Source organism: Streptomyces sp. NPDC002181 (assembly GCF_042890485.1).
Taxonomy (GTDB): domain Bacteria; phylum Actinomycetota; class Actinomycetes; order Streptomycetales; family Streptomycetaceae; genus Streptomyces.
Genome location: NZ_JBIASC010000016.1, coordinates 104296 through 127528, shown reverse-complemented (window position 1 = coordinate 127528; position 23233 = coordinate 104296). Strand labels below are relative to the sequence as shown.

The 23233-nt window shown below is 70.6% G+C and carries 27 protein-coding genes; 22 read left to right on the top strand and 5 right to left on the bottom strand.

Annotated elements, in window-relative coordinates; all coding sequences use genetic code 11:
• Positions 1–44 precede the first annotated feature (44 nt).
• The 6 genes from ACFYXV_RS30780 to ACFYXV_RS30755 all read left to right on the top strand — a co-directional run bounded on the left by ACFYXV_RS30780 (position 45) and on the right by ACFYXV_RS30755 (position 4853).
• Positions 45–1505, top strand: coding sequence for an RsmB/NOP family class I SAM-dependent RNA methyltransferase (locus tag ACFYXV_RS30780; protein ID WP_385474703.1), 1461 nt, complete (start codon positions 45–47; stop codon positions 1503–1505).
• Positions 1506–1738: 233 nt separating this feature from the next.
• On the top strand, positions 1739–2425 hold the full coding sequence (rpe, locus tag ACFYXV_RS30775; RefSeq protein WP_389384642.1) for a ribulose-phosphate 3-epimerase: 687 nt from the start codon (positions 1739–1741) through the stop codon (positions 2423–2425).
• A gap of 124 nt (positions 2426–2549) precedes the next feature.
• Positions 2550–3563, top strand: a complete 1014-nt coding sequence (locus tag ACFYXV_RS30770) for a sugar-binding transcriptional regulator (RefSeq protein WP_383348974.1) — start codon at positions 2550–2552, stop codon at positions 3561–3563.
• A 147-nt stretch (positions 3564–3710) separates the two neighbouring features.
• Entirely contained in the window at positions 3711–3932 is a 222-nt protein-coding gene (locus ACFYXV_RS30765; protein ID WP_030157491.1) for a CarD family transcriptional regulator, read from the top strand.
• Between the two features lie 85 nt (positions 3933–4017).
• The gene (locus ACFYXV_RS30760) at positions 4018–4497 is read left to right on the top strand and encodes a ribonuclease domain-containing protein (protein WP_385474705.1); all 480 of its coding nucleotides are present in this window, start codon (positions 4018–4020) and stop codon (positions 4495–4497) included.
• Positions 4494–4853, top strand: a complete 360-nt coding sequence (locus tag ACFYXV_RS30755) for a barstar family protein (protein ID WP_385474707.1) — start codon at positions 4494–4496, stop codon at positions 4851–4853. The genes ACFYXV_RS30760 and ACFYXV_RS30755 overlap by 4 nt, the downstream gene beginning before the upstream one ends.
• 88 nt (positions 4854–4941) lie before the next feature.
• Here the strand turns inward: ACFYXV_RS30755 and ACFYXV_RS30750 are convergent, their stop codons facing one another.
• From ACFYXV_RS30750 to ACFYXV_RS30730, 5 genes are all read right to left on the bottom strand, one after another.
• Positions 4942–5421: a group II truncated hemoglobin gene (locus tag ACFYXV_RS30750; protein WP_389384641.1), complete on the bottom strand. Its 480-nt coding sequence runs from the start codon at positions 5419–5421 to the stop codon at positions 4942–4944.
• Complete coding sequence (locus ACFYXV_RS30745; RefSeq protein WP_030157498.1) at positions 5418–5753, bottom strand: putative quinol monooxygenase; 336 nt, start codon at positions 5751–5753, stop codon at positions 5418–5420. The genes ACFYXV_RS30750 and ACFYXV_RS30745 overlap by 4 nt, the downstream gene beginning before the upstream one ends.
• An 83-nt stretch (positions 5754–5836) precedes the next feature.
• Positions 5837–6382: a hypothetical protein gene (locus tag ACFYXV_RS30740; protein WP_389384640.1), complete on the bottom strand. Its 546-nt coding sequence runs from the start codon at positions 6380–6382 to the stop codon at positions 5837–5839.
• Between the two features lie 55 nt (positions 6383–6437).
• Complete coding sequence (locus tag ACFYXV_RS30735) at positions 6438–8171, bottom strand: FAD-dependent oxidoreductase (RefSeq protein ID WP_385474712.1); 1734 nt, start codon at positions 8169–8171, stop codon at positions 6438–6440.
• Positions 8168–8440 carry a UBP-type zinc finger domain-containing protein gene (locus ACFYXV_RS30730; RefSeq protein WP_366105158.1) on the bottom strand — a complete coding sequence of 91 codons (273 nt, stop codon included), beginning with the start codon at positions 8438–8440 and terminating at the stop codon, positions 8168–8170. The genes ACFYXV_RS30735 and ACFYXV_RS30730 overlap by 4 nt, the downstream gene beginning before the upstream one ends.
• A 267-nt stretch (positions 8441–8707) precedes the next feature.
• Between ACFYXV_RS30730 and ACFYXV_RS30725 the strand changes: the two genes are divergently transcribed.
• The 16 genes from ACFYXV_RS30725 to ACFYXV_RS30650 all read left to right on the top strand — a co-directional run bounded on the left by ACFYXV_RS30725 (position 8708) and on the right by ACFYXV_RS30650 (position 23231).
• Positions 8708–9532 carry a type 1 glutamine amidotransferase domain-containing protein gene (locus ACFYXV_RS30725; RefSeq protein ID WP_389384639.1) on the top strand — a complete coding sequence of 275 codons (825 nt, stop codon included), beginning with the start codon at positions 8708–8710 and terminating at the stop codon, positions 9530–9532.
• Between the two features lie 8 nt (positions 9533–9540).
• Positions 9541–11184: a thiamine pyrophosphate-binding protein gene (locus ACFYXV_RS30720; protein ID WP_389384638.1), complete on the top strand. Its 1644-nt coding sequence runs from the start codon at positions 9541–9543 to the stop codon at positions 11182–11184.
• 34 nt (positions 11185–11218) lie between these two features.
• On the top strand, positions 11219–11650 hold the full coding sequence (locus tag ACFYXV_RS30715) for a nuclear transport factor 2 family protein (protein WP_385474717.1): 432 nt from the start codon (positions 11219–11221) through the stop codon (positions 11648–11650).
• 34 nt (positions 11651–11684) lie between these two features.
• Positions 11685–12140 (top strand): nuclear transport factor 2 family protein, encoded by a 456-nt coding sequence (locus tag ACFYXV_RS30710; RefSeq protein WP_384713399.1) that lies wholly within the window; start codon positions 11685–11687, stop codon positions 12138–12140.
• 13 nt (positions 12141–12153) lie between these two features.
• On the top strand, positions 12154–12525 hold the full coding sequence (locus ACFYXV_RS30705; RefSeq protein ID WP_385474720.1) for a nuclear transport factor 2 family protein: 372 nt from the start codon (positions 12154–12156) through the stop codon (positions 12523–12525).
• Positions 12526–12537: 12 nt separating this feature from the next.
• Positions 12538–14151 (top strand): GMC family oxidoreductase, encoded by a 1614-nt coding sequence (locus tag ACFYXV_RS30700; protein ID WP_385474721.1) that lies wholly within the window; start codon positions 12538–12540, stop codon positions 14149–14151.
• Entirely contained in the window at positions 14144–14755 is a 612-nt protein-coding gene (locus tag ACFYXV_RS30695; protein WP_385474723.1) for a DJ-1/PfpI family protein, read from the top strand. The genes ACFYXV_RS30700 and ACFYXV_RS30695 overlap by 8 nt, the downstream gene beginning before the upstream one ends.
• Entirely contained in the window at positions 14755–15225 is a 471-nt protein-coding gene (locus ACFYXV_RS30690; RefSeq protein ID WP_389384637.1) for a VOC family protein, read from the top strand. Before ACFYXV_RS30695 ends, ACFYXV_RS30690 begins: the two co-directional genes overlap by 1 nt.
• 1 nt (position 15226) lies before the next feature.
• The gene (locus ACFYXV_RS30685) at positions 15227–17056 is read left to right on the top strand and encodes an AGE family epimerase/isomerase (protein WP_385474727.1); all 1830 of its coding nucleotides are present in this window, start codon (positions 15227–15229) and stop codon (positions 17054–17056) included.
• Between the two features lie 37 nt (positions 17057–17093).
• Positions 17094–17456, top strand: a complete 363-nt coding sequence (locus tag ACFYXV_RS30680) for an STAS domain-containing protein (RefSeq protein WP_383348953.1) — start codon at positions 17094–17096, stop codon at positions 17454–17456.
• Positions 17453–19588 carry a glycogen debranching protein GlgX gene (gene glgX / locus ACFYXV_RS30675; protein WP_389384636.1) on the top strand — a complete coding sequence of 712 codons (2136 nt, stop codon included), beginning with the start codon at positions 17453–17455 and terminating at the stop codon, positions 19586–19588. The genes ACFYXV_RS30680 and glgX overlap by 4 nt, the downstream gene beginning before the upstream one ends.
• 56 nt (positions 19589–19644) lie before the next feature.
• Entirely contained in the window at positions 19645–19956 is a 312-nt protein-coding gene (locus ACFYXV_RS30670; protein WP_030157520.1) for an STAS domain-containing protein, read from the top strand.
• Between the two features lie 5 nt (positions 19957–19961).
• Positions 19962–20426 (top strand): ATP-binding protein, encoded by a 465-nt coding sequence (locus ACFYXV_RS30665; protein ID WP_383348958.1) that lies wholly within the window; start codon positions 19962–19964, stop codon positions 20424–20426.
• Positions 20408–21676 (top strand): PP2C family protein-serine/threonine phosphatase, encoded by a 1269-nt coding sequence (locus ACFYXV_RS30660; RefSeq protein WP_385474731.1) that lies wholly within the window; start codon positions 20408–20410, stop codon positions 21674–21676. Before ACFYXV_RS30665 ends, ACFYXV_RS30660 begins: the two co-directional genes overlap by 19 nt.
• Positions 21676–22419 carry a MinD/ParA family protein gene (locus ACFYXV_RS30655; RefSeq protein ID WP_383348963.1) on the top strand — a complete coding sequence of 248 codons (744 nt, stop codon included), beginning with the start codon at positions 21676–21678 and terminating at the stop codon, positions 22417–22419. The genes ACFYXV_RS30660 and ACFYXV_RS30655 overlap by 1 nt, the downstream gene beginning before the upstream one ends.
• A 71-nt stretch (positions 22420–22490) precedes the next feature.
• Positions 22491–23231, top strand: coding sequence for a type 1 glutamine amidotransferase domain-containing protein (locus ACFYXV_RS30650; protein WP_383348966.1), 741 nt, complete (start codon positions 22491–22493; stop codon positions 23229–23231).
• Positions 23232–23233 lie beyond the last annotated feature (2 nt).

The window sequence follows — 23233 nt, the reverse complement described above, 5'->3', positions numbered from 1 at the left end:
CCCGGCCGTATTTCGTACACCCGTAAACCCGGAGCACCTTTCACGTGAGCGATCAGTCCCGTCCCCCGCGCAGCGCCGCAGGCCAGCGGCAGGCCAAGCCGTACCGCCGCCCCAAGAAGGACCCCGTCCGGATGCTGGCCTTCGAGGCGCTGCGGGCGGTGGACGAGCGCGACGCCTACGCGAACCTCGTCCTGCCCCCGCTGCTGCGCAAGGCCCGGCAGACGGAGGGCTTCGAGGCGCGGGACGCGGCGCTGGCCACCGAGCTCGTCTACGGGACGCTGCGCCGGCAGGGCACGTACGACGCGGTCATCAAGGCCTGCATCGACCGGCCGCTGCGCGAGGTGGACCCGCCGGTGCTGGACGTGCTCTCGCTCGGCGCCCACCAGCTGCTGGGAACCCGGATCCCGACGCACGCGGCGGTGTCGGCCAGTGTGGAGCTGGCCCGGGTGGTGCTCGGGGACGGGCGCGCCAAGTTCGTGAACGCCGTGCTGCGCAAGATCGCGGCGCACGACCTGGACGGCTGGCTGGAGCGCGTGGCCCCGCCGTACGAGGAGGACGCCGAGGAGCACCTCGCGGTGTACCACTCGCACCCGAGGTGGGTGGTCAGCGCCCTGTGGGACGCCCTCGGCGGCGGCCGGGCCGGTATCGAGGACCTGCTCGAAGCCGACAACGAGCGGCCCGAGGTCACGCTGGTGGCGCGGCCGGGCCGGTCCACGACGGACGAGCTGGTGGAGGCGGTCGGCGAGGACTCGGCGCTGCCGGGGCGCTGGTCTCCGTACGCCGTGCGGATGGCCGAGGGCGGCGAGCCCGGCGCGCTGGAGGCGGTGCGCGACGGGCGTGCCGGCGTCCAGGACGAGGGCAGCCAGCTGGTGGCGATGGCCCTCGCGGCCGCGCCGGTCGAGGGCCGCGACGAGCGCTGGCTGGACGGCTGCGCGGGACCCGGCGGCAAGGCGGCCCTGCTGGGCGCGCTGGCGGCGCAGCGCGGGGCGTTCCTGCTGGCCTCCGAGAAGCAGCCGCACCGGGCGCGGCTGGTCGAGCGCGCCCTGGCCGGCAACCCCGGCCCGTACCAGGTCATCGCGGCGGACGGCACCCGGCCGCCGTGGCGGCCGGGCTCCTTCGACCGGGTCCTGATGGACGTCCCCTGCTCCGGGCTGGGCGCGCTGCGCCGCCGCCCGGAGGCCAGGTGGCGGCGGCGCCCCGAGGACCTGGAGGGCTTCGCCCCGCTCCAGCGCGCGCTGCTGCGGGAGGCCCTGTCGGCGGTCCGGGTGGGCGGGGTCGTGGGCTACGCGACGTGCTCGCCGCACCTGGCCGAGACCCGGGTCGTCGTGGACGACGTCCTGCGCGGCAGGGGCGCGGGCGCCTCGCCGGTGGACGCCGAACTGATCGACGCCAGGCCGTACATGTCGGGGGTGCCGGCCCTGGGCGACGGCCCGGACGTACAGCTGTGGCCGCACCTGCACGGGACGGACGCGATGTACCTGGCGCTGATCCGGCGCACGGGCTAGACCCGGGGGAGGGGCGGGACCCGGGGGCGGAGCGGGCCCGGGGCGGGTCCGGTGCCCCCGCGGATCGTACGTTTCGTCTCGGGCCGAGCCCCCCCGACGACGGCCGGGCCGTCCCGATGACAGCACGGTCGCACAGGTCGCGGTCTCGGCCACCGGTGCGGGCCGGGCCGGGGCCGGCGGTCCAGTTGCGGGGTCGTGGCCGGAAGTGCGTCACGGCATGGCAGGCTTGGGGCATGGCCGCTCAGATTTATCCCAGCATCCTGTCCGCCGACTTCGCCCGACTCGCCGAGGAGGCGAAGGCCGTCGAGGGGGCCGACTGGCTGCACGTCGATGTAATGGACAACCATTTCGTCCCGAACCTCACCCTCGGTGTCCCCGTCGTGGAGTCCCTGAGCCGCGCCACGGACATCCCGCTGGACCTGCACCTGATGATCGAGAACCCGGACCGCTGGGCCCCGCAGTACGTCGAGGCCGGGGCCGGTTCGGTCACCTTCCACGCGGAGGCCGCCGCCGCGCCCGTGCGGCTCGCGCGGGAGATCCGGGCCAAGGGGGCCCGGGCGTCCATGGCGCTCAAGCCCGCCACGCCGATCGAGCAGTACGAGGACATCCTCCCCGAGCTCGACATGCTGCTGATCATGACGGTCGAGCCCGGCTTCGGCGGCCAGCCCTTCCTCGACATCATGCTCCCCAAGATCCGCCGCACCCGGGAGCTCATCGCCAAGCACGGACTGGAGCTGTGGCTCCAGGTCGACGGCGGGGTCTCGGCCATGACGATCGAGCGGTGTGCCGAGGCCGGCGCGGACGTGTTCGTCGCCGGAAGCGCGGTCTACGGGGCCGTCGACCCGGCCGCTGCCGTACGGACCCTGCGGGAGCAGGCGGACGTGGCGATCGCCGCGGCGCCCTGGGCGTGCGACCACTGAAACGAGAGTTCGTGGACGGCTCGATGAACGGGAGCTGTCCAGGCTGATCAACGGCCGCCGGATCTGACAGGATGAACGGCGAGTCGAGAGTGTGAACAGCAGTGAGGAGAACGCGGTGTCTGCAATGTCGGCGGGACGGTCAGCCCTGCGGATGGGACCCGCGGAGCTGGTGCAGGCGGCGGCCATGGCGCGCCGCTTCTACCTGGAGGGCAAGTCCAAGATCCAGATCGCCGAGGAGTTCGGCGTGAGCCGCTTCAAGGTGGCCCGGGTCCTGGAGACCGCCCTGGAGCGCGATCTCGTACGGATCGAGATCCGGGTGCCGGCCGAGCTCGACGCGGAGCGGTCCGACGCGCTGCGGGCCCGGTACGGGCTGCGGCACGCGGTCGTCGTCGAGTCCCCGGCCGACGCGACCGAGGACGCGCCGGACCCGGAGAACCTGGGCGCGGTCGCCGCCGACCTGCTCGGCGAGCTCGTCAACGAGGGCGACGTACTGGGCCTCGCGTGGGGGCGGTCGACCATCCACATGGCCGCCTCCCTGCACCGGCTGCCCCAGTGCACCGTGGTGCAGCTGACGGGCGTGTACGACGCCGGTACGGCCGAGCGCGGGTCCGTGGAGGCCGTACGGCGCGCCGCACAGGTCTCGGGCGGCGACGCCCACCCCATCTACGCGCCCATGCTGCTCCCCGATCCGGCGACCGCGGCCGCGCTGCGGAACCAGACGGGGATCGCCCGGGCCTTCGAGTACTTCGACAAGGTGACGGTCGCCGCGGTCTCGATCGGCTCGTGGGAGCCGGGGATCTCGACCGTCCACGACATGCTCACGGACGAGGAGCGGGCGCACTACGCCTCGCTCGGCGTCGCGGCCGAAATGTCGGCCCATCTGTTCGACGCCGAGGGGCGGCGCGTGGGCCGGGACCTCGGTGAGCGCTGCATCACCGTCGAGGCGGACCGGCTGCGGCGGATTCCCGAGGTCGTGGCCATCGCGGGCGGGCTGCGCAAGGCCTCCGCGATCGGGGCGGTGCTCCGCTCCGGGCTGGTGACCAGCCTGGTCACCGACACGGCGGTCGCGGACTACCTGCTGACCGAGTCGGAGCCGGGGCTGCGGCCGGCGCTGGACCGGGCCGACCCGGACGACTGAGTCCTCCCGGGTCGATCGCGGTCCCTTCGCGACACCCCCGGGGCCCCTTCCTGCCCGGGCCCGGGACGGGTCCTGGGGCGGATGGTGCCGTAATTGAGATCCGAACGGCGGCCCGTGCGGGGGGCTGTGGGGCGCATACTGGTCTCAATGACAAAGTCAGCAGTACCTCGCCGCCATTTGCCGTCCAGCCCGTTCAAGGCCCCCGTGGAACCGCCGCTCCGGCAGTTCAGCGTCGGCGACCGGGTCTCTCACGATGAGCACGGCCTCGGCCGTGTCGTCGGTATCGAGGAGGGGATCGCTGTCCTGGTCGACTTCGGGTCGGTCCAGAAGAGAATTCTGAGCCCTTACACCAAGATGTCCGCGCTCTGAGGCCGTTGCCGTCCGGTCGCCGTCACCAGGTGGTCGGGCGGGCGGGCGATTCGCGAGCGAATCGGATATTTGGCACGATCGGTGCATGATCTTCAGGGACGTGCCCCGGTCGTTGCTGCGTTGCGTCGTGGGAGCGTTGCTCCTTTGCGTCGCGCTGGCCGGCGCGGCGGGGTGCGGTGGGCAGAAGGCTGCGCCGTCCGCTGCCGCATCGGCTTCCGTGCGGGGTTCGGCGGCGCCGGGCACTTCGGCGCCGGGATCTTCCGCGGCGCCGCCCGTCTGGGCCAAGGGAATGGCGACCGTACGGGCGGACGCGCTGCCGGCGCAGGCGCGTGAAGTGCTCTCGCTCATCGACAAGGGCGGGCCGTACGCGTACCGGCAGGACGGCACCGTGTTCGGGAACTTCGAGAAGGTCCTGCCGAAGCAGAAGCGCGGCTACTACCACGAGTTCACGGTGAAGACGCCGGGGGAGCGCGACCGCGGGGCGCGGCGGATCGTGACCGGTGAGGGTGGGGAGTTCTACTACACGGACGACCACTACGACACCTTCAAGGCGGTCCTGCGATGACCCTGGATCCGCGGCCGCCCGGGCCGGCGCTGGCCGCCGCCGAGGAGGCGGGCTGGACGACGCTCCGGGTGGACCTGGCCGGTGTGCGCGGCAAGGCGGAGCTCTTGCGGCGGTGGGGGGCGGCGCTGACCGTGCCGGAGTGGTTCGGGGGGAACTGGGACGCGCTGGGGGACGCGCTGATCGACCTGTCCTGGCTGCCGCAGGCGCCGGGGCGGTTGGTGGTGGTGACCTCCTGGCGGCCGTACGCCGGAGCCCGGCCGGGGGAGTGGGAGACCCTTCAGGAGGTCGTGGAGGGGGCCGTCCAGTGGTGGGGCGACGCCGAGAGCGGAGCGTTGGACGTCCTTCTGGCGCAGTAGGTGCGGGGCGGTCCGGACGGGGTTGCGGGGCGGTCCGGACGTGGGTGTGGGGCAGAGGCCTCGCCTCTGCCCCACAGGGTCCGGCCCCCTAGCCCTTCGGGATCCACGGGGGCGTTTGGCCCCAGGACCAGACCGGGATCTCGGCCGCGTCCACCGGTGGGGGGTTGGGGCCCGAGTAGATCAGGGCCATCCGGGTGCCCCACTCGATGTAGTACGCGAACACCGCGCGGAATTCGGGGTCCGTCGGGAGGCCGACCTCGTCCGCCGTGTCCATCAGCAGGTCCACCCAGCGGCGGCGCTGCTGCTCGGTGATGCCCCGGCCCAGGTGCTTGGTGGCCATGTGCTGGTGGCCGCCGTGGTGGGCCGAGTACTCCGCAGGGCCGCCGAAGACCTCCGACAGCCAGACGGCGACGTGCTGGGGGTGCTCCGAGTCCATGCCCGCGAAGACCGGGGCCAGGATCTCGTCCTGCAGGGCGTGCGCGTAGAAGGCGTCCGTGAGGCGGTTCATCGCCTCCGCTCCGCCCATCCACTCGTAGATGGTGGGAGTGGTGCCGGGTGTGGTGCTCATGACTGGGGTGCGGCCTTTCCGGGGCCGGCCACGTCGGTGACGCGGTAGTGCTGCATCTCCTCGATGGCCTTCACGTACGGGCGGATCGCGCTGAAGAACGCCGGGAAGTGCTCGCCCTTGCGGAATCCGTTGAGGTGGGCGTCGACCGACGTCCAGCGGATGCGGAGGATGTAGCGCTCCCGGTCGTTCTCCTCCTCGCAGCGGGCCAGCTCGTAGTCGATGCACTCGGGTGACGCGGCCAGGGCCTCCGCGGCCTGCCGGTACGAGTCCTCGAAGGCCTGCTGGTCGTCCAATGCGATCCGGTAGCGGATGTATTCGACGGTGGTGGTCATGGGGCGTGCCTCTCCCTGTGATCGGGTGCCGGTCGGCTCGCTGTCAGACTTGCGTGATCATGCCCGGGTGGGGAGGACTTTCGTCATTCCGACTCAGACTTCTTGGAGTCGGAGGTCTCGGAGGTCTCGGAGGTCTCGGAGGTCTCGGCGGCGTCCGAGACGTCGGGGCCGGCCGCGCGGACCTGCTGGACCTTGGCCAGCGAGTCGCGGAGCTCGGTCAGCCACTCGTCCGTGTTGCGTCCGACGAGACGGACGCACCAGGCGAGGGCGTCGGCCCGGCTGCGGGCGACGCCGCCCGCCACCAGGGTGTCGAGGACCCCCCGCTCCGGCTGGCGCAGGCGCGTCATCACCGGGACCGCCAGGTGCGTGAACAGGACGCGGTCGTCGCCGGACTGGACGGCCCAGGCGACCTTGCGGCGGTAGAGCTCCTCCGCCTCCCGCGCGACCTCGACGCGCTGCTCGCGGGTGCGCTCGCGGAACTCCTTGACGGACTCGGTCGCCGGGATGGTGCCGACGACCGTGATCTCCTCGCGGTCGACCGAGACCTCGACCAGGGACTCGTACACGTCCACCGGAAGGCGGTCCGCGAACCACGTGCGAAGCTGCTCGCTCTGCTCGGATGTAATCATGTAATCAACGTTGCATCCGGTGCCGGCTTGATCGCAAGCGGATTCGTGTTCGCTCTCAGCCCATCGAGCGGTACCGGTGGATCAGCGAGACCGCCATCGCCCCCTCGCCCACGCCCGAGGCCACGCGCTTGACCGAGTGGGCCCGTACGTCGCCGGCAGCGAACACGCCCGGAACGCTCGTCTCCAGCGGGTAGGGGGCGCGCTCCAGGCTCCACTCCGCCGGGAGCTCCCCGCCGTTCGCGATCAGGTCGGACCCGGTGAGCACGAAGCCGTACTCATCGCGCTCGACCACGCCCGAGAGCCAGTCGGTGTGCGGGCGGGCGCCGATGAACGTGAACATGAACCGGGCCGGTACCCGGGTGTCCCCGCCCGTCGTCGCGTCGTGCAGGGTCAGCTGCTCCAGGTGCTCCTCGCCGTCCAGCCGGACCACCGTCGTGCGGACCTTGACCTCGATGTTCGGGGTGCGGTCGATCTCGTCGATCAGGTAGCGGGACATGCTCGCGTCCAGCGATTCGGCGCGCACCAGGATGGTCACCTTGGCGGCGTACTTGGCGAAGTGCACCGCCGCCTGGCCGGCCGAGTTGGCGCCGCCCACGATGAACACGTGCTGCGAGATGCACGCCGAGCTCTCCGTCGTCGCCGCGCCGTAGTAGAGCCCCGCGCCCTCGAAACGGTCGGCGCCGGGGGCCTCCAGGCGGTTGTACGAGACCCCGGTGGCCAGCAGGACCGTCTCGGCGCTGATCTCCGTGCCGTCGGCCAGGGTCAGGATCTTCGCCGGGTCGTCCCGGGTCAGGGAGACCACCTCCACCGGGTGCAGGATCTCGGCGCCGAAGCGGGAGGCCTGGATGGTGGCGCGGCGGGTCAGGTCGCCGCCGGAGAGGCCGGAGGGGAAGCCCAGGTAGTTCTCGATCAGGCTGGAGGTGCCCGCCTGGCCGCCCGGGGCGCGGGAGTCCAGCATCAGGGTGGACAGGCCCTCCGAGGCGGAGTAGACGCCGGCCGCCAGGCCCGCCGGGCCCGCGCCGACGATGACGCACTCGTAGTGCGGGCGCGAGGCGGTGGTGGCGAGCCCGAGGCGCTGGGCCAGCAGGGTGTCGGACGGTGCGGAGAGCACCGACCCGTCCGGGAAGCGGACGAGGGGCAGCACCGCGTCGGGCTGGGCGGCGATCAGGGTCAGCGCCTCGGGGTCCCGTTCCACGTTCAGGAAGCGGAACGGCTGGCCGTTGCGGGTGAAGAAGTCCCGTACGGCGTGCGTGCCGGGGGAGACGAGGTGCCCGGCGACGATGATGCCGTCGTACGCGGGGCGGTAGGTGGCCAGCCAGTCGGAGAGCAGGTCGTCCAGCACCGGGAAGAGCCGCTCGTGCGGCGGGTCCCACGGCTTGAGCAGGTAGTAGTCCAGCCGGACCCGGTTGATGGCGGTGATCGCCGCGTCGGTCTCCGCGTACGCCGTGAGCAGCACGCGGCGGGCGTCCGGGAAGCGGCTGACCGCCTCCAGCAGGAACTCCACGCCGGTCACGTCGGGCATCCGCTGGTCCACGAGGAACAGCGCCGGATCGTGGCCGCGCTCGTCGAGGGAGTCCAGGATCTTGAGGGCGTCGGCGGCGGAGGAGGCGCCGAGCACCCGGTAGCGGTCGCCGTACGCGCTGCGCAGGTCGCGGCGGACGGCCCGCAGCACCTGCGGATCGTCGTCCACGGCCAGGATGACGGGCTTCCTGCTCTCGGCCCGCTCTGCCGCGGCCCCGTTGGCGGGGGTGGTCGCGGGGGCGGTGGCGCTCTCCGGGGCCGCGCTCATGCCGCGTCCAGCATCAGCTTGTCGGCGTAGCACCAGGCCCACGCCTCGCCGGGCTCGTGCGAGGCCGCGATGGGGTGCTCCGTGGAGCGGTAGTGCTTGGTGGCGTGCCGGTTCTTGGAGGAGTCGCAGCATCCGACGTGCCCGCAGCTGAGGCACATCCTCAGGTGCACCCAGCTGTCGCCGAGGGCGAGGCACTCCTCGCATCCCTCGGTTCCTGGTTTCACCGGACGTATCTGATCGATGTGTGTGCACAACAGGTCCGTCGTCATCGTCCCCGTCCCTCTCCTCGATCCTTCGCGCACCCCTGATTCACGGCGCGTCCAGACCATAGGGCGGTGCCCCCGTAATGGTTCAGTGATTCGGCCGAGGTCATGAAGTCTCGCGGCTACTTCATGACCTCCCGGAGTGACTACCTGAGGTGCCCCCGTGACCTGCCCTCCTACCTCACCAAGTCGCATACGGGCGCTTTGACGCAGCCCTCGGACACAAGCAGTGTGGGTCAGGCCAACGACAACAGGCGGCGCCTGGAGGAATCCGTGAGCAGAAAGATTCTGGTCATTGTCTCCGAACACGGTTACTGGGCCGAAGAACTGATAGGCCCGGTTTCGAAGTTCGACGAGCGGGGCTACGAAGTCGTATTCGCCACGCCGACCGGAAAGCGTCCGCACGCTCTTCCGCCGAGCCTCGACGCGAACTTCATCGACCCTCCGCTGGGACGCTCGGTCACCACCGAGGAGAACGCCCGGCTGGGGAGGGAGTTCGAGCAGTCGAGCCGGCTGGACACGCCGCTCGACATCGAGGCGTGGGCACCCGAACGCCCGTACACGAGCGACGAGGGCTACCTGCGCAAGCTGGAGCAGTACCACCGCGATCTGGAGAAGCTGGAAGCCGACATCGCCGGCTACGACGCGCTCCTGATCGTCGGCGGCAGCGGCCCCATCGTCGACCTCGCCAACAACGAGCGCGTCCACGCGCTGATCCTGGCCTTCAAGGACGCCGGCAAGGTCGTGGCCGCCGAGTGCTACGGCGTGGCCTGCCTGGCCTTCGCCCGCGACTGGGGCGACCGCAAGAGCATCATCTGGGGCAAGCACGTCACCGGCCACTGCAAGGAATACGACTACAAGGACGGGACCGGATTCCTCGGCACCGACTTCAACATGGGTCCGCCGCCGTACCCGCTGGAGTACATCCTGCGCGATGCCACCGGGCCGCGCGGCGCGTATCACGGGAATTTCGGCCACCCGCTTTCGGTGATCGTCGACTACCCGTTCGTGACCGGCCGTTCCACCCCTGATTCATATCTGACGGGGCAGAAGATCGTGGAAGTCCTGGAGGACGGTCTCACCCGTTACGGGTGGTAGGGGGAATCATGGAAGCCACTCCCGGACGGGAAAGGCTGATCGAGCAGTTCAAGGCCGACGGCCTGAATGTGATGTTCGGAAATCCGGGGACGGTGGAACAGGGATTCCTCGACGCGGTGGACGCGGCGGAGGACTTCCATTACGTCCTCGCCCTCCAGGAGACCGTGGCCGCCGGCATCGCCGACGGCTACGCCCGGGCCACCGGCGGCGCGGCACTGCTCCAGCTGCACTCCGGGGTGGGGCTGGGCAACGGCATCGGGATGCTGTACCAGTCGCTGCGCGGCCACACCCCGCTCGTCGTGGTCGCCGGCGACGCCGGGGTCCGCTACGACGCCATGGACGCGCAGATGGCCTCCGACCTGGTGGCGATGGCGAAGCCGGTGACGAAGTACGCGACCCGGGTCACCGACCGGGACTCCGTACTGCGCACCATCCGGCGGGCGGTCAAGATCGCCCTGACCCCGCCGCGCGGTCCGGTGTTCGTGGCGCTGCCGATGGACGTACTGGACGAGCTGAACTCCGAGCCCGTCCTGCCCGCCGCGGTACCGCTCACCGACGTCGCGCCCTCGCCGGCCTCGGTGGGGCGGGCGGCCGAGCTGCTCGCCTCCGCGGAGCGGCCCGTGATCCTCGTCGGGGACGGGGTCTCGCTCTCCGGGGCCCAGCGCGAACTCGTGGCCGTCGCCGAGCTGTTGGGCGCGGACGTGTACGAGGTGGACTCCTCCGAGGTGAACATCGCGGCCTCGCACCCGCTGCGGCGCGGCCAGACCGGCCACATGTTCGGCCCGCACAGCAAGGAGCTCGTCGCCGGCGCCGACGGGGTGCTGATCGTCGGCACCTACGTCTTCCCGGAGGTGTTCCCCGAGCTGGAGAACCCCTTCAGGCCCGGCGCCAAGGTCGTCCACATCGACCTGAACGCCTACGAGATCGCCAAGAACCATCCGGTGGACCTGGGCCTGGCCGCCGACCCGAAGCAGGCGCTGCACGCGTTGGCCGGCGTACTCGAACGCCGGCTGAGCCCGCAGCGGCGGGCGGCCGCGGCCTCCCGGCTCGACGCCCGCACCCGGGAGCGGGCCCTGGCCGCCCGGGGCACGGACACCGGGGAGGACGCCACGCCGATGGCCGTCTTCCTGCGGACCCTGGCCGAGCGCACCGGCGGGGACCTGATCGTCTTCGACGAGGCGCTGACCACCTCGCCGCTGGTGACCCGGTACCTGCCGCCGGAGCGCCCGGGCGACTACCACCTCACCCGGGGCGGCTCCCTCGGCGTGGGCTTCCCGGGGGCGGTCGGCGCCAAGCTGGCCCGCCCGGACCGCCTCGTCGTCGGCTTCGCGGGCGACGGCGGGTCGATGTACACGTACCAGGCGCTGTGGACCGCGGTCCGGCACGGCATCGACGCCAAGTTCGTGGTCTGCAACAACCGCAAGTACCGGCTGCTGGACGACAACATCGCCCAGTACTGGCGGGAGCGGGACATCCCGGAGCACGGCTTCCCGGGCTCCTTCGACCTCTCCCACCCGGAGATCGACTTCGCCGGCCTGGCGCGGGCGCTCGGCGCCGGGGGGACGAGGGTGGAGAAGCCGGACGAGGCGGTCGCCGCCGTGGGCCGGATGCTGGAGCACCCCGGACCGTTCCTGGTCGACGTACAGATCTGACGCACCGCACACCACCACGGACAGGAGGAGACGCATGCCCGCCGAGCGGCTGACCGAGGACGCGATCCGCACCTTCGCGGAGAACTGGTACGTGGCCCTGGACCAGCACCTGCCGCCCGACCAGGTGCTGGCCATGATCACCGAGGACCTGGAGTTCAAGGTCCCCGAGGACACCTTCATCGGCCACGAGGGCTTCGGCCGCTGGTACGAGGCCGTCACCCACCGCTTCTTCGACGAGGTCCACACCGTCACGAAGGTGGAGCCCGTCATCGAGGGCGACCGCGCCGTCGTCCGGGTCCTGGTCAACTGGCAGGCCAAGATCTGGGACCCGCCGGCCGCCCGCAGCGAGTGGCTCGGCTTCGACGCCGACCAGACCTGGACGGTCGTGGCCGGTCCCGACGGACCGCTGATCAAGCAGTACACCGTCAACGACCTGGCCCCCATGCCCGGTTCCGGCTCGCTCTGAGCGCGGGAGCGGGGCAGGCGAAGGAGAAGCGACGATGACCGAAGTGACACGGGAGCGGGTCGAGGCGGCGTACGCCGCCCTCGGCTCCGGCGACCGGGCCCGCATCCTGGAGTACTACTCCGAGGACCTGCGCTGGCTGGTGCCGGGGAGCCACCCGCTGGCCGGCTGGTACGAGAGCCTGGACGCCTTCCTGGAGCTGATGGGGCAGACCCACAAGCTCACGGGCGGCACCTTCCGGATGGACATCCAGGCGGTCCTCGTCGGCGAGGACTGCAGCGCCGACGTCTGCCGCAACGTCGCCCTGCGCGACGGCGCCGACCAGGCGAGCCGGTCCCCGTACGAGCGGATGGACTACCCCGTCTTCCACTTCATGCGGTGGCGGGACGGCCGGATCATCGAGGGCCGCGACGGGCTCTTCGGGGACTCGGCGACCGCCTTCAGCCAGTTCTGGGCGCCGTTCGCGCCCGACGGAACCCGCCGCGACCGATAGGGGGAGGAGCGCTGTGGACGCACGACAGATCCTTGAGAAGTACTACGAGTACGCCAACGCCGGGGACTGGGACCGCTGGTGCGACCTGTTCGCCGAGGACCAGGTCATGGACGAGCAGCTCGCCGGACACATCGAGGGCCTGGAGGTCCTGCGCTCGATGATGAAGGGCATGGGGACCATGTACCGGGTCTTCCGGAACGAGCCGGTGCACTTCCTCGTCGACGGGGAGAAGGCCGCCGCCGTCTCCCACCTCAGCGCCGTCAGCCCCGCGGGCGAGGCGATCGAGGCCGAGGTCATGAACTTCTTCCGGATCGTGGACGGAAAGATCGCGTACATGGCGAACTACCACGACACCGTCCCCTTCCAGGTGCTGAGCCAGGGCTGAGGGGGCCGACTCGTGGGAAACGCCGAGAGAGAAGAGTACGACTACGTCATCGTGGGATCCGGCACCGCGGGCAGCGTCCTCGCGAACCGGCTCTCGCAGGACCCGGACGTCTCCGTCCTGGTCCTGGAGGCGGGCGGCAACCGCATCCCGCCCGAGGTGGACGATCCGTCCTCCTGGTACAAGCTGCTCGGCGGGCCCGTCGACTGGGGCTACACCAGCGTCCCGCAGCCCGGGCTCGACGGCCGCCGTACGTACGAACCGCGCGGCAAGGCCCCCGGCGGCAGCAGCAACCTGTACATCATGATGCACATCCGGGGCCACGCCTCGGACTTCGACAACTGGGCCTACCAGGGCGCCGCCGGCTGGGGCCACGAGGACGTCCTGCCCTACTTCGCCCTCCTGGAGGGCCAGGAGGACGCCACCGCGCCCACCACCGGCACCCGCGGCCCGCAGCGCATCACCAACGCCGGGCAGCACGGCCCCAACCCGGTCTCCCGCGCGTTCATCGACGCGGCCGTGGAACTCGGCCACCAGGAGATCACCGACTTCAACACCGACGGGCCCCGGCGCGGCCTCTTCGGCACCGGCTGGCACCACATCGACGTGGCCGACGGGCGCCGCCAGGGCACCCTCGCCGCCTACCTGGAGCCGGCGCTGGAGCGGTCCAATCTGACGCTGCGCACCAGCGCCCAGACCACCCGCCTGCTCTTCGACGGCGACACCTGCACGGGCGTCGAGTACACGCAGCTCGCGCCGCCGGCCGGGTTCCCGGGCCGTACCGTGCGCGACGCGCACGGTACGGCCACCGAGCCGGGAGCCCACTCCGTACGGGCCCGCCGCGAGGTGATCGTGGCCGCGGGGGCGATCGAGTCGCCGAAGCTGCTGCTGCTCTCCGGCATCGGCGACCCCGGGCAGCTGCGCGAGCACGGCATCGAGACGGTCGCGGCGCTGCCCGGGGTCGGCGAGAACTTCCACAACCACGTACTGACCGGGCTGATGGCCGAGGTCACCCAGGAGCTCCCGCCCCCGGCACAGAACCTGTCGGAGAGCGCTCTGTTCCTCTCGTCCCGGCCCGGTCTTCCCGCTCCCGACCTCCAGATCGCCTTCGTCCACGTGCCGTTCGACGTGATCGTCGGCAAGGACCACCCGAACACGGTGAGCATCCTCCCCGGCGTCGTACGCCCCGTCTCGCGCGGCTGGATCCGGCTCGCGAGCGCCGATCCGCTGGCCCACCCGCTGATCAACCCGAACTACCTGGGCGACCGGTGGGACCTGGAGCGGATGGTGCAGGGGATCAAGCTGGCCCGGGAGATCTTCGCGACCTCGGCCTTCTCGCCCTGGTACAAGCAGGAGCTCCAGCCCGGTCCCGGCTTCGTCTCCGACGAGGACCTGCGGACCTTCGCGAAGCAGAAGTCGGAGAGCTACCACCACCAGGCCGGCTCCTGCCGCATGGGCATCGACGACCTCTCCGTCGTCGACCCCGAGCTGCGGGTGCACGGCGTACGCAACCTGCGCGTCGTCGACGCCAGCGTGATGCCCGCCGTCCCGTCGGGCAACTGCCACACCGCCATCGCGATGATCGCCGAGCGCGCGGCGGACTTCCTGAGGGGGACCTCCCGTGCCTGACGCCGTACTGCGCGAGGGCGCGCTGAGCGGGACCCGGATCGCGGTCCTGGTCGAGAGCGACTTCTACGAGCCGGAGATCTTCTACTACCAGCACCGGTTCGCCGAGGAGGGCGCCGAGGTCGACTTCCTGACCCGGCTGTGGGGCAACGGCTCCATCACCTTCTCCGGGCACGAGTACCGGGCGCCGTTCACCGCCGACAAGTCCCTGGAGGGGCTGAGCGACGAGGAGCTGCGCCGGTACGCGGCGATCATCGTGCCCTCGGGCATGGTGGCCGACCGGCTGCGCTACACCGAGGACGTGGACGTCCTCGCGCCGGCGACGGAGCTGCTGCGCCGGGCCTTCGAGGAGCCGACGGTCCTCAAGGGGATCATCTGCCACGGCATGTGGCTGGCCGCCTCGATCCCGGACAAGATCCGGGGCCGCAAGGTGGTCTGCCACAACAACCTCATCGGCGACGTCCGCAACATGGGCGCCGAGTACGTCAACGAGGACGTGGTGGTCGACGGTGACCTGGTCACCGGCCGCACCGGAGCCCACCACCACCTCTTCGCCCGCCGGATCATCGAGCTGATCGCGGCGGGGCGGGGCCGGGGGAGCGCCTGATGCCCGGCGCCGGGGAACGCGCGATGGTCTGGTCGCACGTGGGACTGAACTGCGCGGACCAGAAGACGACAGAGGACTTCTACACCCGGTACTTCGGCTTCGCCCGGGCCCGGGTCGTCGACCTCGGGGAGTCGCAGATCGTGTTCCTGCGCAAGGGGGACGCGTACCTGGAGCTCTTCGCGGCGGCCACCGAACCGGCTCGTACGGCTCCGGGGGTCCCCCCGGCGGCAGCCGGGGGAGACGGGCCGCAGGCCCCCGGCCGGATGCGCCACCTGGCCTTTCAGACCGACAGCGTGGACGCGTTCCTGGCCGAGCTGGGGGACGCGGCCGAAGTGACCCTGGGCCCGCTGGACTTCGACGACTTCATCTGCGGCTGGCGGACCGTGTGGGTCCGCGATCCCGACGGGGTGATCGTCGAGGTCAGTCAGGGATTCGAGGACGACCGCTCACACGACAAGGACGGTGCATGACATGGCGGACGCCGTGAGCTTCTCCTTCTCCGACACCATCGCGGGCTACGTCGGCCGCTTCGACTCCGAGTCCCGCCTGCTGCGGCTGAAGACCTCGGACGGGCGCGAGTTCGACGTCTCCCTGGCGGGTGACCCGAGCGCCGAGCTGGTCCGCAACCTGGACGAGCCGTACATCGACGCCTCCGGGCACATCGACGAGATGCTCTCGCCCGGACGGTTCCTCTTCGTCTACGGCGTCCACTACCCGGAGGCCGGCGGGCGTTTCGACGCCAAGCGCCTGGTCTTCCTGGGCCGCGGCGCCGAGGACTACCGGTTCGAGGAGCCCAGCTGGTGGGTCAAGCAGATCGAGTCGCTGGCCGACTTCTACATCCGGGCGCAGTTCGGCGAGGGCCCGGTGGACTTCACCGAGTACCGCACCGAGATCCGGCTCGGCGGCGACAAGACCGCCAGCCACGTCCAGGAGACCGACACGATCTCCCGCCTGGTCTACGGCATGGCCTCGGCCTACCTGCTGACCGGCAAGGACGAGTACCTGGAGGTCGCCGAGCGCGGCACCGAGTACCTGCGCAAGCACATGCGGGTCGTGGACAGCGAGGAGGACGTGGTCTTCTGGTACCACGGCATCAGCGTCGACGGGGACAGCGAGCGCAAGCTGTTCACCTCGGAGTTCTCCGACGACTACGACGCGATCCCGATGTACGAGCAGATCTACGCGCTGGCCGGCCCGATCCAGACGTACCGGGTCACCGGTGACATCCGGATCAAGAACGACGCGGACGCCACCATCCGGCTGTTCGACAAGTTCTTCAAGGACGAGGAGCAGGGCGGCTACTACTCGCACATCGACCCGATCCTGTTCAGCGCGGACCACGAGTCCCTCGGCGAGAACGCCGAGCGCAAGAACTGGAACTCGGTCGGCGACCACGCGCCCGCCTACCTGATCAACCTGTACCTGGCGACCGGCGACCAGAGGTACGCCGACTTCCTGGAGTACACCTTCGACACCATCGCGGACAAGTTCCCGGACTACAAGAACAGCCCGTTCGTCCAGGAGCGCTTCTTCCGCGACTGGTCGCACGACACCGCGCACAGCTGGCAGCAGAACCGCGCGGTCGTCGGGCACAACCTCAAGATCGCCTGGAACCTGATGCGGATGAACTCGCTGAAGGCCAAGCCGGCGTACGAGGACCTCGCCAAGAAGATCGGCGAGATCATGCCGGCGGTCGGCAGCGACGTGCAGCGCGGCGGCTGGTACGACGTCGTGGAGCGCGTCAAGTCCGTCAGCAAGGACGGGCAGGAGACGTATCGTTTCGCCTGGCACGACCGCAAGGCCTGGTGGCAGCAGGAGCAGGCGATCCTCGCCTACCTCATCCTGAACGGCACGGTCGGCGGCGACGCCTTCCTGCGCGAGGCCCGGCAGGCGGAGGCCTTCTACAACACGTTCTTCCTCGACCACGACGAGGGAGCCGTCTACTTCAACGTGCTCGCCAGCGGTACGCCGTACCTGCTCGGCACGGAGCGGCTCAAGGGCAGCCACTCGATGTCCATGTACCACTCGGCGGAGCTCTGCTACCTGTCCGCCGTCTACAACAACCTGCTGATCAACAAGCGGGAAATGGACTTCCACTTCAAGCCCGACCCGACCAACCTGCCCGACCGCGTGCTGCGGGTCTCTCCCGACCTGCTGCCCGCCGGCTCCGTGCAGATCGCGTCCGTCGAGATCGACGAGAAGCCGTACCGGGACTTCGACGCGGACGGTCTGACCGTCCGGCTGCCGGACGTCCAGGGACGGATCAAGGTCAAGGTCCGGCTGCGCCCGGTGACTTCATAGCGCTCAACGGGGGGCGCCCCGACTAGAGGGGAAAGCAATGTCTCTGAACGTCAAGGAACGCCGCAACAAGGGCGGTACGGTCCTCGTCGCCACCGGCGAGATCAACAGTGAGACCTCCGGACAACTGCTGCAGTCCCTGCTGCCGCTGGTCCGCGAGGGCCGGCCGCTGCGGATCGACCTCACGGCCGTCACGTACGTGTCCAGCGCGGGCCTGCGCACCCTGCTCGTCGTCTACCGCGAGGCCCAGCACGCCGGGGTCGCGGTCACCCTGTACGGGGTGAGCGAGGAAGTCCGGTTCGTCATGTCGGCCACCGGCTTCCTCGACTTCTTCGAGACCGGCGAAGCGGCGGCAGCGCAGTCCAAGGCCGACCCGGCCCTCAAGACCGCGGCCGCGCGATGACCGAGACCCAGTCCGAGCAGGTGCTGCGCGTCGACGCGTACCCGACCCACGAAGTGGGCGGGTACCGCGTCCGCGCCGGCAAACCGTTCCCCTTCGGGGCCAACGTGGTCCCCGGCGGGGTCAGTTTCTCCGTCTACTCCGACCAGGCGACCTCCATGACCCTGGTCATCTACAAGCGCGGAGAGCCCGAGCCGATGGCCGAGCTGGAATTCCCCCAGGAGTTCCGCACCGGCAGCGTCTTCGCCATGACGGTCTTCGGCCTCGACCACGAGAACATCGAGTACGGCTACCGGGCCGACGGCCCCTACGACCCGGTCTCCGGGCACCGCTTCGACGCCCGCCAGGTCCTCTCCGACCCCTACGCCCGGCTGATCTCCGGCCGCGACGTGTGGGGCGTGGAGCCGGACCGCAGCCGCGGCTACCAGTACCGCTCGCGGGTCTGCCTCCAGGACTTCGACTGGGGCGACGACACCCCGCTGGGGCTGCCCGCGGAGGACCTCGTCGTGTACGAGACCCATGTGCGCGGCTTCACCCGGCACCCCTCCTCGGGGGTCACCGCCCCGGGCACCTTCGCGGGGCTGCGGGAGAAGATCCCGTACCTGAAGGAGCTCGGGGTCAACTGCATCGAACTGCTCCCGGTGTTCGAGTTCGACGAGAGCGACAACATGCGCTCCAACCCGGAGACGGGCGAGCACCTCTTCGACTACTGGGGCTACAACACCGTCTCGTTCTTCGCGCCCAAGGCCGGCTACGCGGCCACCGGACGCTACGGGATGCAGGGCGACGAGTTCCGCACCCTGATCAAGGACCTGCACGCGGCCGGCATCGAGGTCATCCTCGACGTCGTCTTCAACCACACCGCCGAGGGCAACGAGCAGGGCCCGACGATCTCCTTCAAGGGGCTCGACAACGCCACGTACTACATGCTCACGCCGGAGGGGTACTACTTCAACTTCAGCGGCACGGGCAACACGGTCAACTGCAACCACCCCGTCGTGCGCAACTTCGTGCTCGACTGCCTGCGCCACTGGGTCGCCGACTACCACATCGACGGCTTCCGCTTCGACCTCGCGGCCATCCTCGGCCGGGCCCTGGACGGCACGCCGCTGCCCAACCCGCCGCTGCTGGAGCTGCTCGCCTTCGACCCCGTCCTGCGGCACACCAAGCTCATCGCCGAGGCCTGGGACGCGGGCGGCCTCTACGAGGTCGGCAACTTCCCGGCGTACGGCCGCTGGGCCGAGTGGAACGGGAAGTACCGCGACACCGTGCGCAGCTTCCTCAAGGGCGACCCCGGGGTGACCGGGGAGCTGGCCACCCGCATCGCCGGCTCGCCCGACCTGTACTCCACCCGCGGCACCTCCGCCTCCGTCAACTTCCTCACCGCCCACGACGGCTTCACCCTGGCCGACCTCGTCTCGTACAACGACAAGCACAACGAGGCGAACGGCGAGGGCAACAACGACGGCGGCAACGACAACGCCAGCTGGAACTGCGGCGCCGAGGGGCCGACCGACGACCCCGAGATCAACCGGCTGCGCACGCGCCAGATGAAGAACGCGATCGCCATCCTCATGACCAGCCAGGGCATCCCGATGCTCCTGTCGGGTGACGAGGTGGCCCGCACCCAGCAGGGCAACAACAACACGTACTGCCAGGACAACGAGCTGTCCTGGTTCGACTGGGACCAGGTCGACGAGAACGCCGAACTGCTCCGGTTCACCCGGGAGATGATCGCCTTCCGCGGGCGCCACCGCGAACTGCGCTCCACCTCCCACCCCACCGGCCAGGTCCGCGAGAGCCTCGGACTGCCGGACATCAGCTGGCACGGCGAGCGGGCCTGGCAGCCCGACTGGTCGGCGGACAGCCGGCTGCTGGCCGTGGCCCGCTGCGGCACCGGGGACGACGACGTGGTGTACGTGGCCATGAACTCGCACTGGGAGGCGCACGACCTGGAGCTGCCCGCGCTGCCGCACGGGCGCAGCTGGCACCTGTTCGCGGACACCGGGGCCGAGGCCCCGCACGACATCCGCACCCCCGGCGGGGAGCCCGAGCTGGAGAACGCCGGGAAGTACCTGATCGGTCCGCGCTCGGTCGTGATCCTGGTGGGCCGGACGCCCGATCCCGAGCTCTAGCCGCCGCCAACCGATCTGACCGAACGCTCCAACCGCAGCGCCGAAGGAGACCTGACATGCCGCTTTCCGTGTCCCTGAGCATCGAGGGCGACACCACCGTGATCGAGCTGGCGGGCGAGCTGGACGCCAAGACCGCGCCGGACTTCCACCAGACCATCGAGAAGGCCGCCGGGCACGGCACCGGCACGGTCGAGATCAGGATGGCCGGTGTCGGCTACATGGCCAGCGCCGGGCTGCGGTCCCTGGTCTTCGCCCAGCAGAAGGTGGCGAACCACGTGACCATCAAGGTGGTCGGCGCGATCGAGCCCGTCTCCCGGACCATCCGGACGGCCGGGCTGGACCGCAGCATCGTGCTCTCCGATGAGTGAATCGCATGAGTGACATGGTCGAACTGGCGAGGACGCCCGCGGAGCTGGAGGTGCCCGCCACGCTCGGGGCACTGGGCGACATCGCCGCGTTCGTCCTGCGGCTGGCCGGCCGGGCGTGCCTGGGCAAGGGGCCCGCGTACCGGATCCGGCTGGCCGTGGACGAGCTGGCCACGAACATCGTGATGCACGGGTACCGGGGCGGCGACGGGCGGATCACCGTCCGCGGCCGCTCCGGTCCCGGCCGGGTGCAGATCTCCATAGCGGACTCCGCGCCTGCGTTCGACCCCGTCGAGGGCCGCCTGCCCCCCGCCCCCGGGACTCCCCCCGAGCGGCGAAGGATCGGCGGACTCGGCATCCACCTGGCGCTGACCAGCGTGGACGAATTCAGCTACGTACGCAGGGACGGCCGCAACATCAGCACGCTGACTGTGAACGCTGAGGGGACGGACCCATGCCCTCCACGACCGTGATCATCCTCGACGAGTACCCGCCGCCTCCGCCCGAACTGCTCGACGCGCTCCGCTCGATGGACGCGGAACTCGTCGCCCGCACACTGGCGGAGCTGCGCGGGGGCCCTCTCGAGGAGCTGCCCGTCGCCGACGTCCTGCTCGCCCCGGCCGAGGCCGACGGCGAGTCGGTGCGGCTCGCGGTGCGGCGGCTGCGCCGCTGGGCGGGGGCTCCCATCGTGGTCGTCTGGACGGTGACGGAGTTCGCCGCCCTGGAGGAGCACGTTCGGCTCGGCCACGACTACCTCGTACCGCCCTTCCTGCCCGCCCTCGTCGGGGCCCGGCTGCACAGCTGCTCGGAGCGCGCCGGACTCGGCCGCACCCTGCGCGAGGCCGACGCCCGTGCCGAACTCATGGGCTACGAGAAGGAGCTGGAGATCGGCCGGGAGATCCAGGCCGGCTTCCTGCCCGAATCGCTGCCGGTGCCCGAGGGCTGGGAGATCGACGTCCGATTCCGGCCCGCCCGGCAGGTCGCCGGGGACTTCTACGACGTCTTCGAGATCTCCCGCGGCCGCCGCCTCGCCTTCGTCGTCGCCGACGTCTGCGACAAGGGGGTCGGCGCCGCGCTGTTCATGGCGCTGATCCGCTCGCTGCTGCGGCACACCGCGGAGAACAGCGGGCTCCAGCACCTGGTGGCCGCCGGGCGCGCCGGCGGCAGCCGGCGGATCCCGGTCGTCGGCGCGACACCACTGCTCAACGCGGTCACCGCCACCAACGGCTACCTGACCCGCAACCACCTGAGACAGGGCTACTTCGCCACCCTGTTCTTCGGTGTGCTCGACCCCGTGACCGGCAGCCTCGTGTACATCAACGGGGGCCACAACGCGCCGCTGCTGCTGCGCGCCGACGGCGGCGACCCGCTCGCCCTGGAGGTCACCGGACCCGCCGTCGGTGTGCTGCCGGACTGCGTCTACACGCTCGGCTACGCCCAGCTGAACCCGGGCGACACCCTGTTCGTGTTCACCGACGGAGTGCCGGAGGCGCGCTGCCCCGACGGCAGCTTCCTCGGTGACGAGCGGATGCTGGAGCTGCTCGCTGGCCCCCCGGCGAGCGGCCGGGAGGTGGTCGACCTCATGGACACCGCGGTACGGGAGCACACCGGAGCGGCGGAACAGCACGACGACGTCACCATGCTGGCCCTGCACCGGCCACGTGCGGCGCGGGGGCCGCGCGCGGACGGGACCACGGCCGCGGGCCGTACGGCGGTTGCCTGATGGCCCGGACCATCGTGGTGCACTCGCACCGCGGGGGCACCGGCAAGTCCTCGGTACTGGCGAACCTGGCCCTGCTCATCGCGGGCGAGGGGCGCCGGGTGGGGGTGGTCGACACGGACATCCAGTCGCCCACCCTGGACCTGCTCTTCCGACTCGGCCCGGGTCCCTCCCTGGCCGACTACCTGCTCGGTCGCTGCGAGATCGAGGCCACGGCGCAGCCGGTCGGCGTGCCCGGGCTGTACGTCGTACCGGCGCGGACTGGGACGGCGGCCCTGCGCGAGCTCATGACCAGCGGCTACGACGTCGGGCTGCTGCCCGAGGGCTTCGACCGGCTGGTCGAGCACTACGCGCTCGACGTGCTGCTGCTCGACACCCACGCCGGGCTGAACAACGAGTCGGTGACCGCCATGGCGAGCGCCGACGTCCTGATGATCCTGGCCCGGGCCGACCGGATCGACCTCTCGGGGGTCGAGGAGACCATCGCCCTGGCCGGGCGGCTGGCCTGCCGGCGGGCTCTGGTCATGAGCATGGCCCCCGAGGGCATCGACGGACAACAGGTCCGCCGGCGCGCCGAGGAGGTGTACGGCGCCCCCCTGGCCGGAATCCTTCCGTATGTGCCGGAAATGGCCGCCCTGTACGGCGAACGCATATTCGCCGAAGCCCATCCCGACCACCCCCTGGTCGGTGAATTCCGCACCATCATCTCCGCGTTGGACGCACCTCACGAAGTATCGCGCGCCTGACGCTCCCCCCCTTACGCCCCCTGCGGGGGGCGTGTTGAATCGGCAGCGATTCCAGAACAAGGAGAGAAGTCATGAAGATTCTCGTCGTCATGACGGCCAAGGCAACGCTCCACCTGTTGGACGGCGAACAGCACCCCTCGGGTTTCTGGGCCGAGGAATTCGTCGTTCCCTACACCCTCTTCAAGGCCGCAGGCCACACCGTGGACGTGGCGACGATCGGGGGCCAGGCCCCCACGGTCGACCAGACCAGCATCGACCCCCAGTTCCTCCAGTGGGTCCGCCCCGAGGGCTCGCCGAACGAGGACGCGGCCAACGCCGCCGAGTACGTGAGAGTCGTCGGGGACACCCCCCAGCTCAAGAACCCGATCGCCCTCGAATCCCTGGGTGAGAAGGACGTGGCCGAGTACGACGGCATCTACGTCAGCGGCGGCCACGGCGCCATCGGAGACCTGCCCCACTCCGACGAACTCGCCCAGATCCTGCGCTGGGCCATCGCCCAGGACAAGCCCCTCGCCACCGTCTGCCACGGCCACACCTCGCTCCTCGCGCTGCGCGACGGCGAGGGCCGCTGGCCCTTCGAGGGCTACCGGATGACGGCCTTCTCGCACAGCGAGGAGATGGTCACCAACATGGCCGGCCGCCTCCCGCTGATCCTGGAGGCCGAACTCACCCGGCTCGGCGCGCGCTACGAGAAGGCCGAGAAGATCTGGGACTCGCACGTGGTCGTGGACCGCAAGCTCACCACCGGCCAGAACCCGTATTCCTCCAAGGCCCTTGCCGAGACGTTCCTGGAGCAGCTCGCCAAGGGATAGAT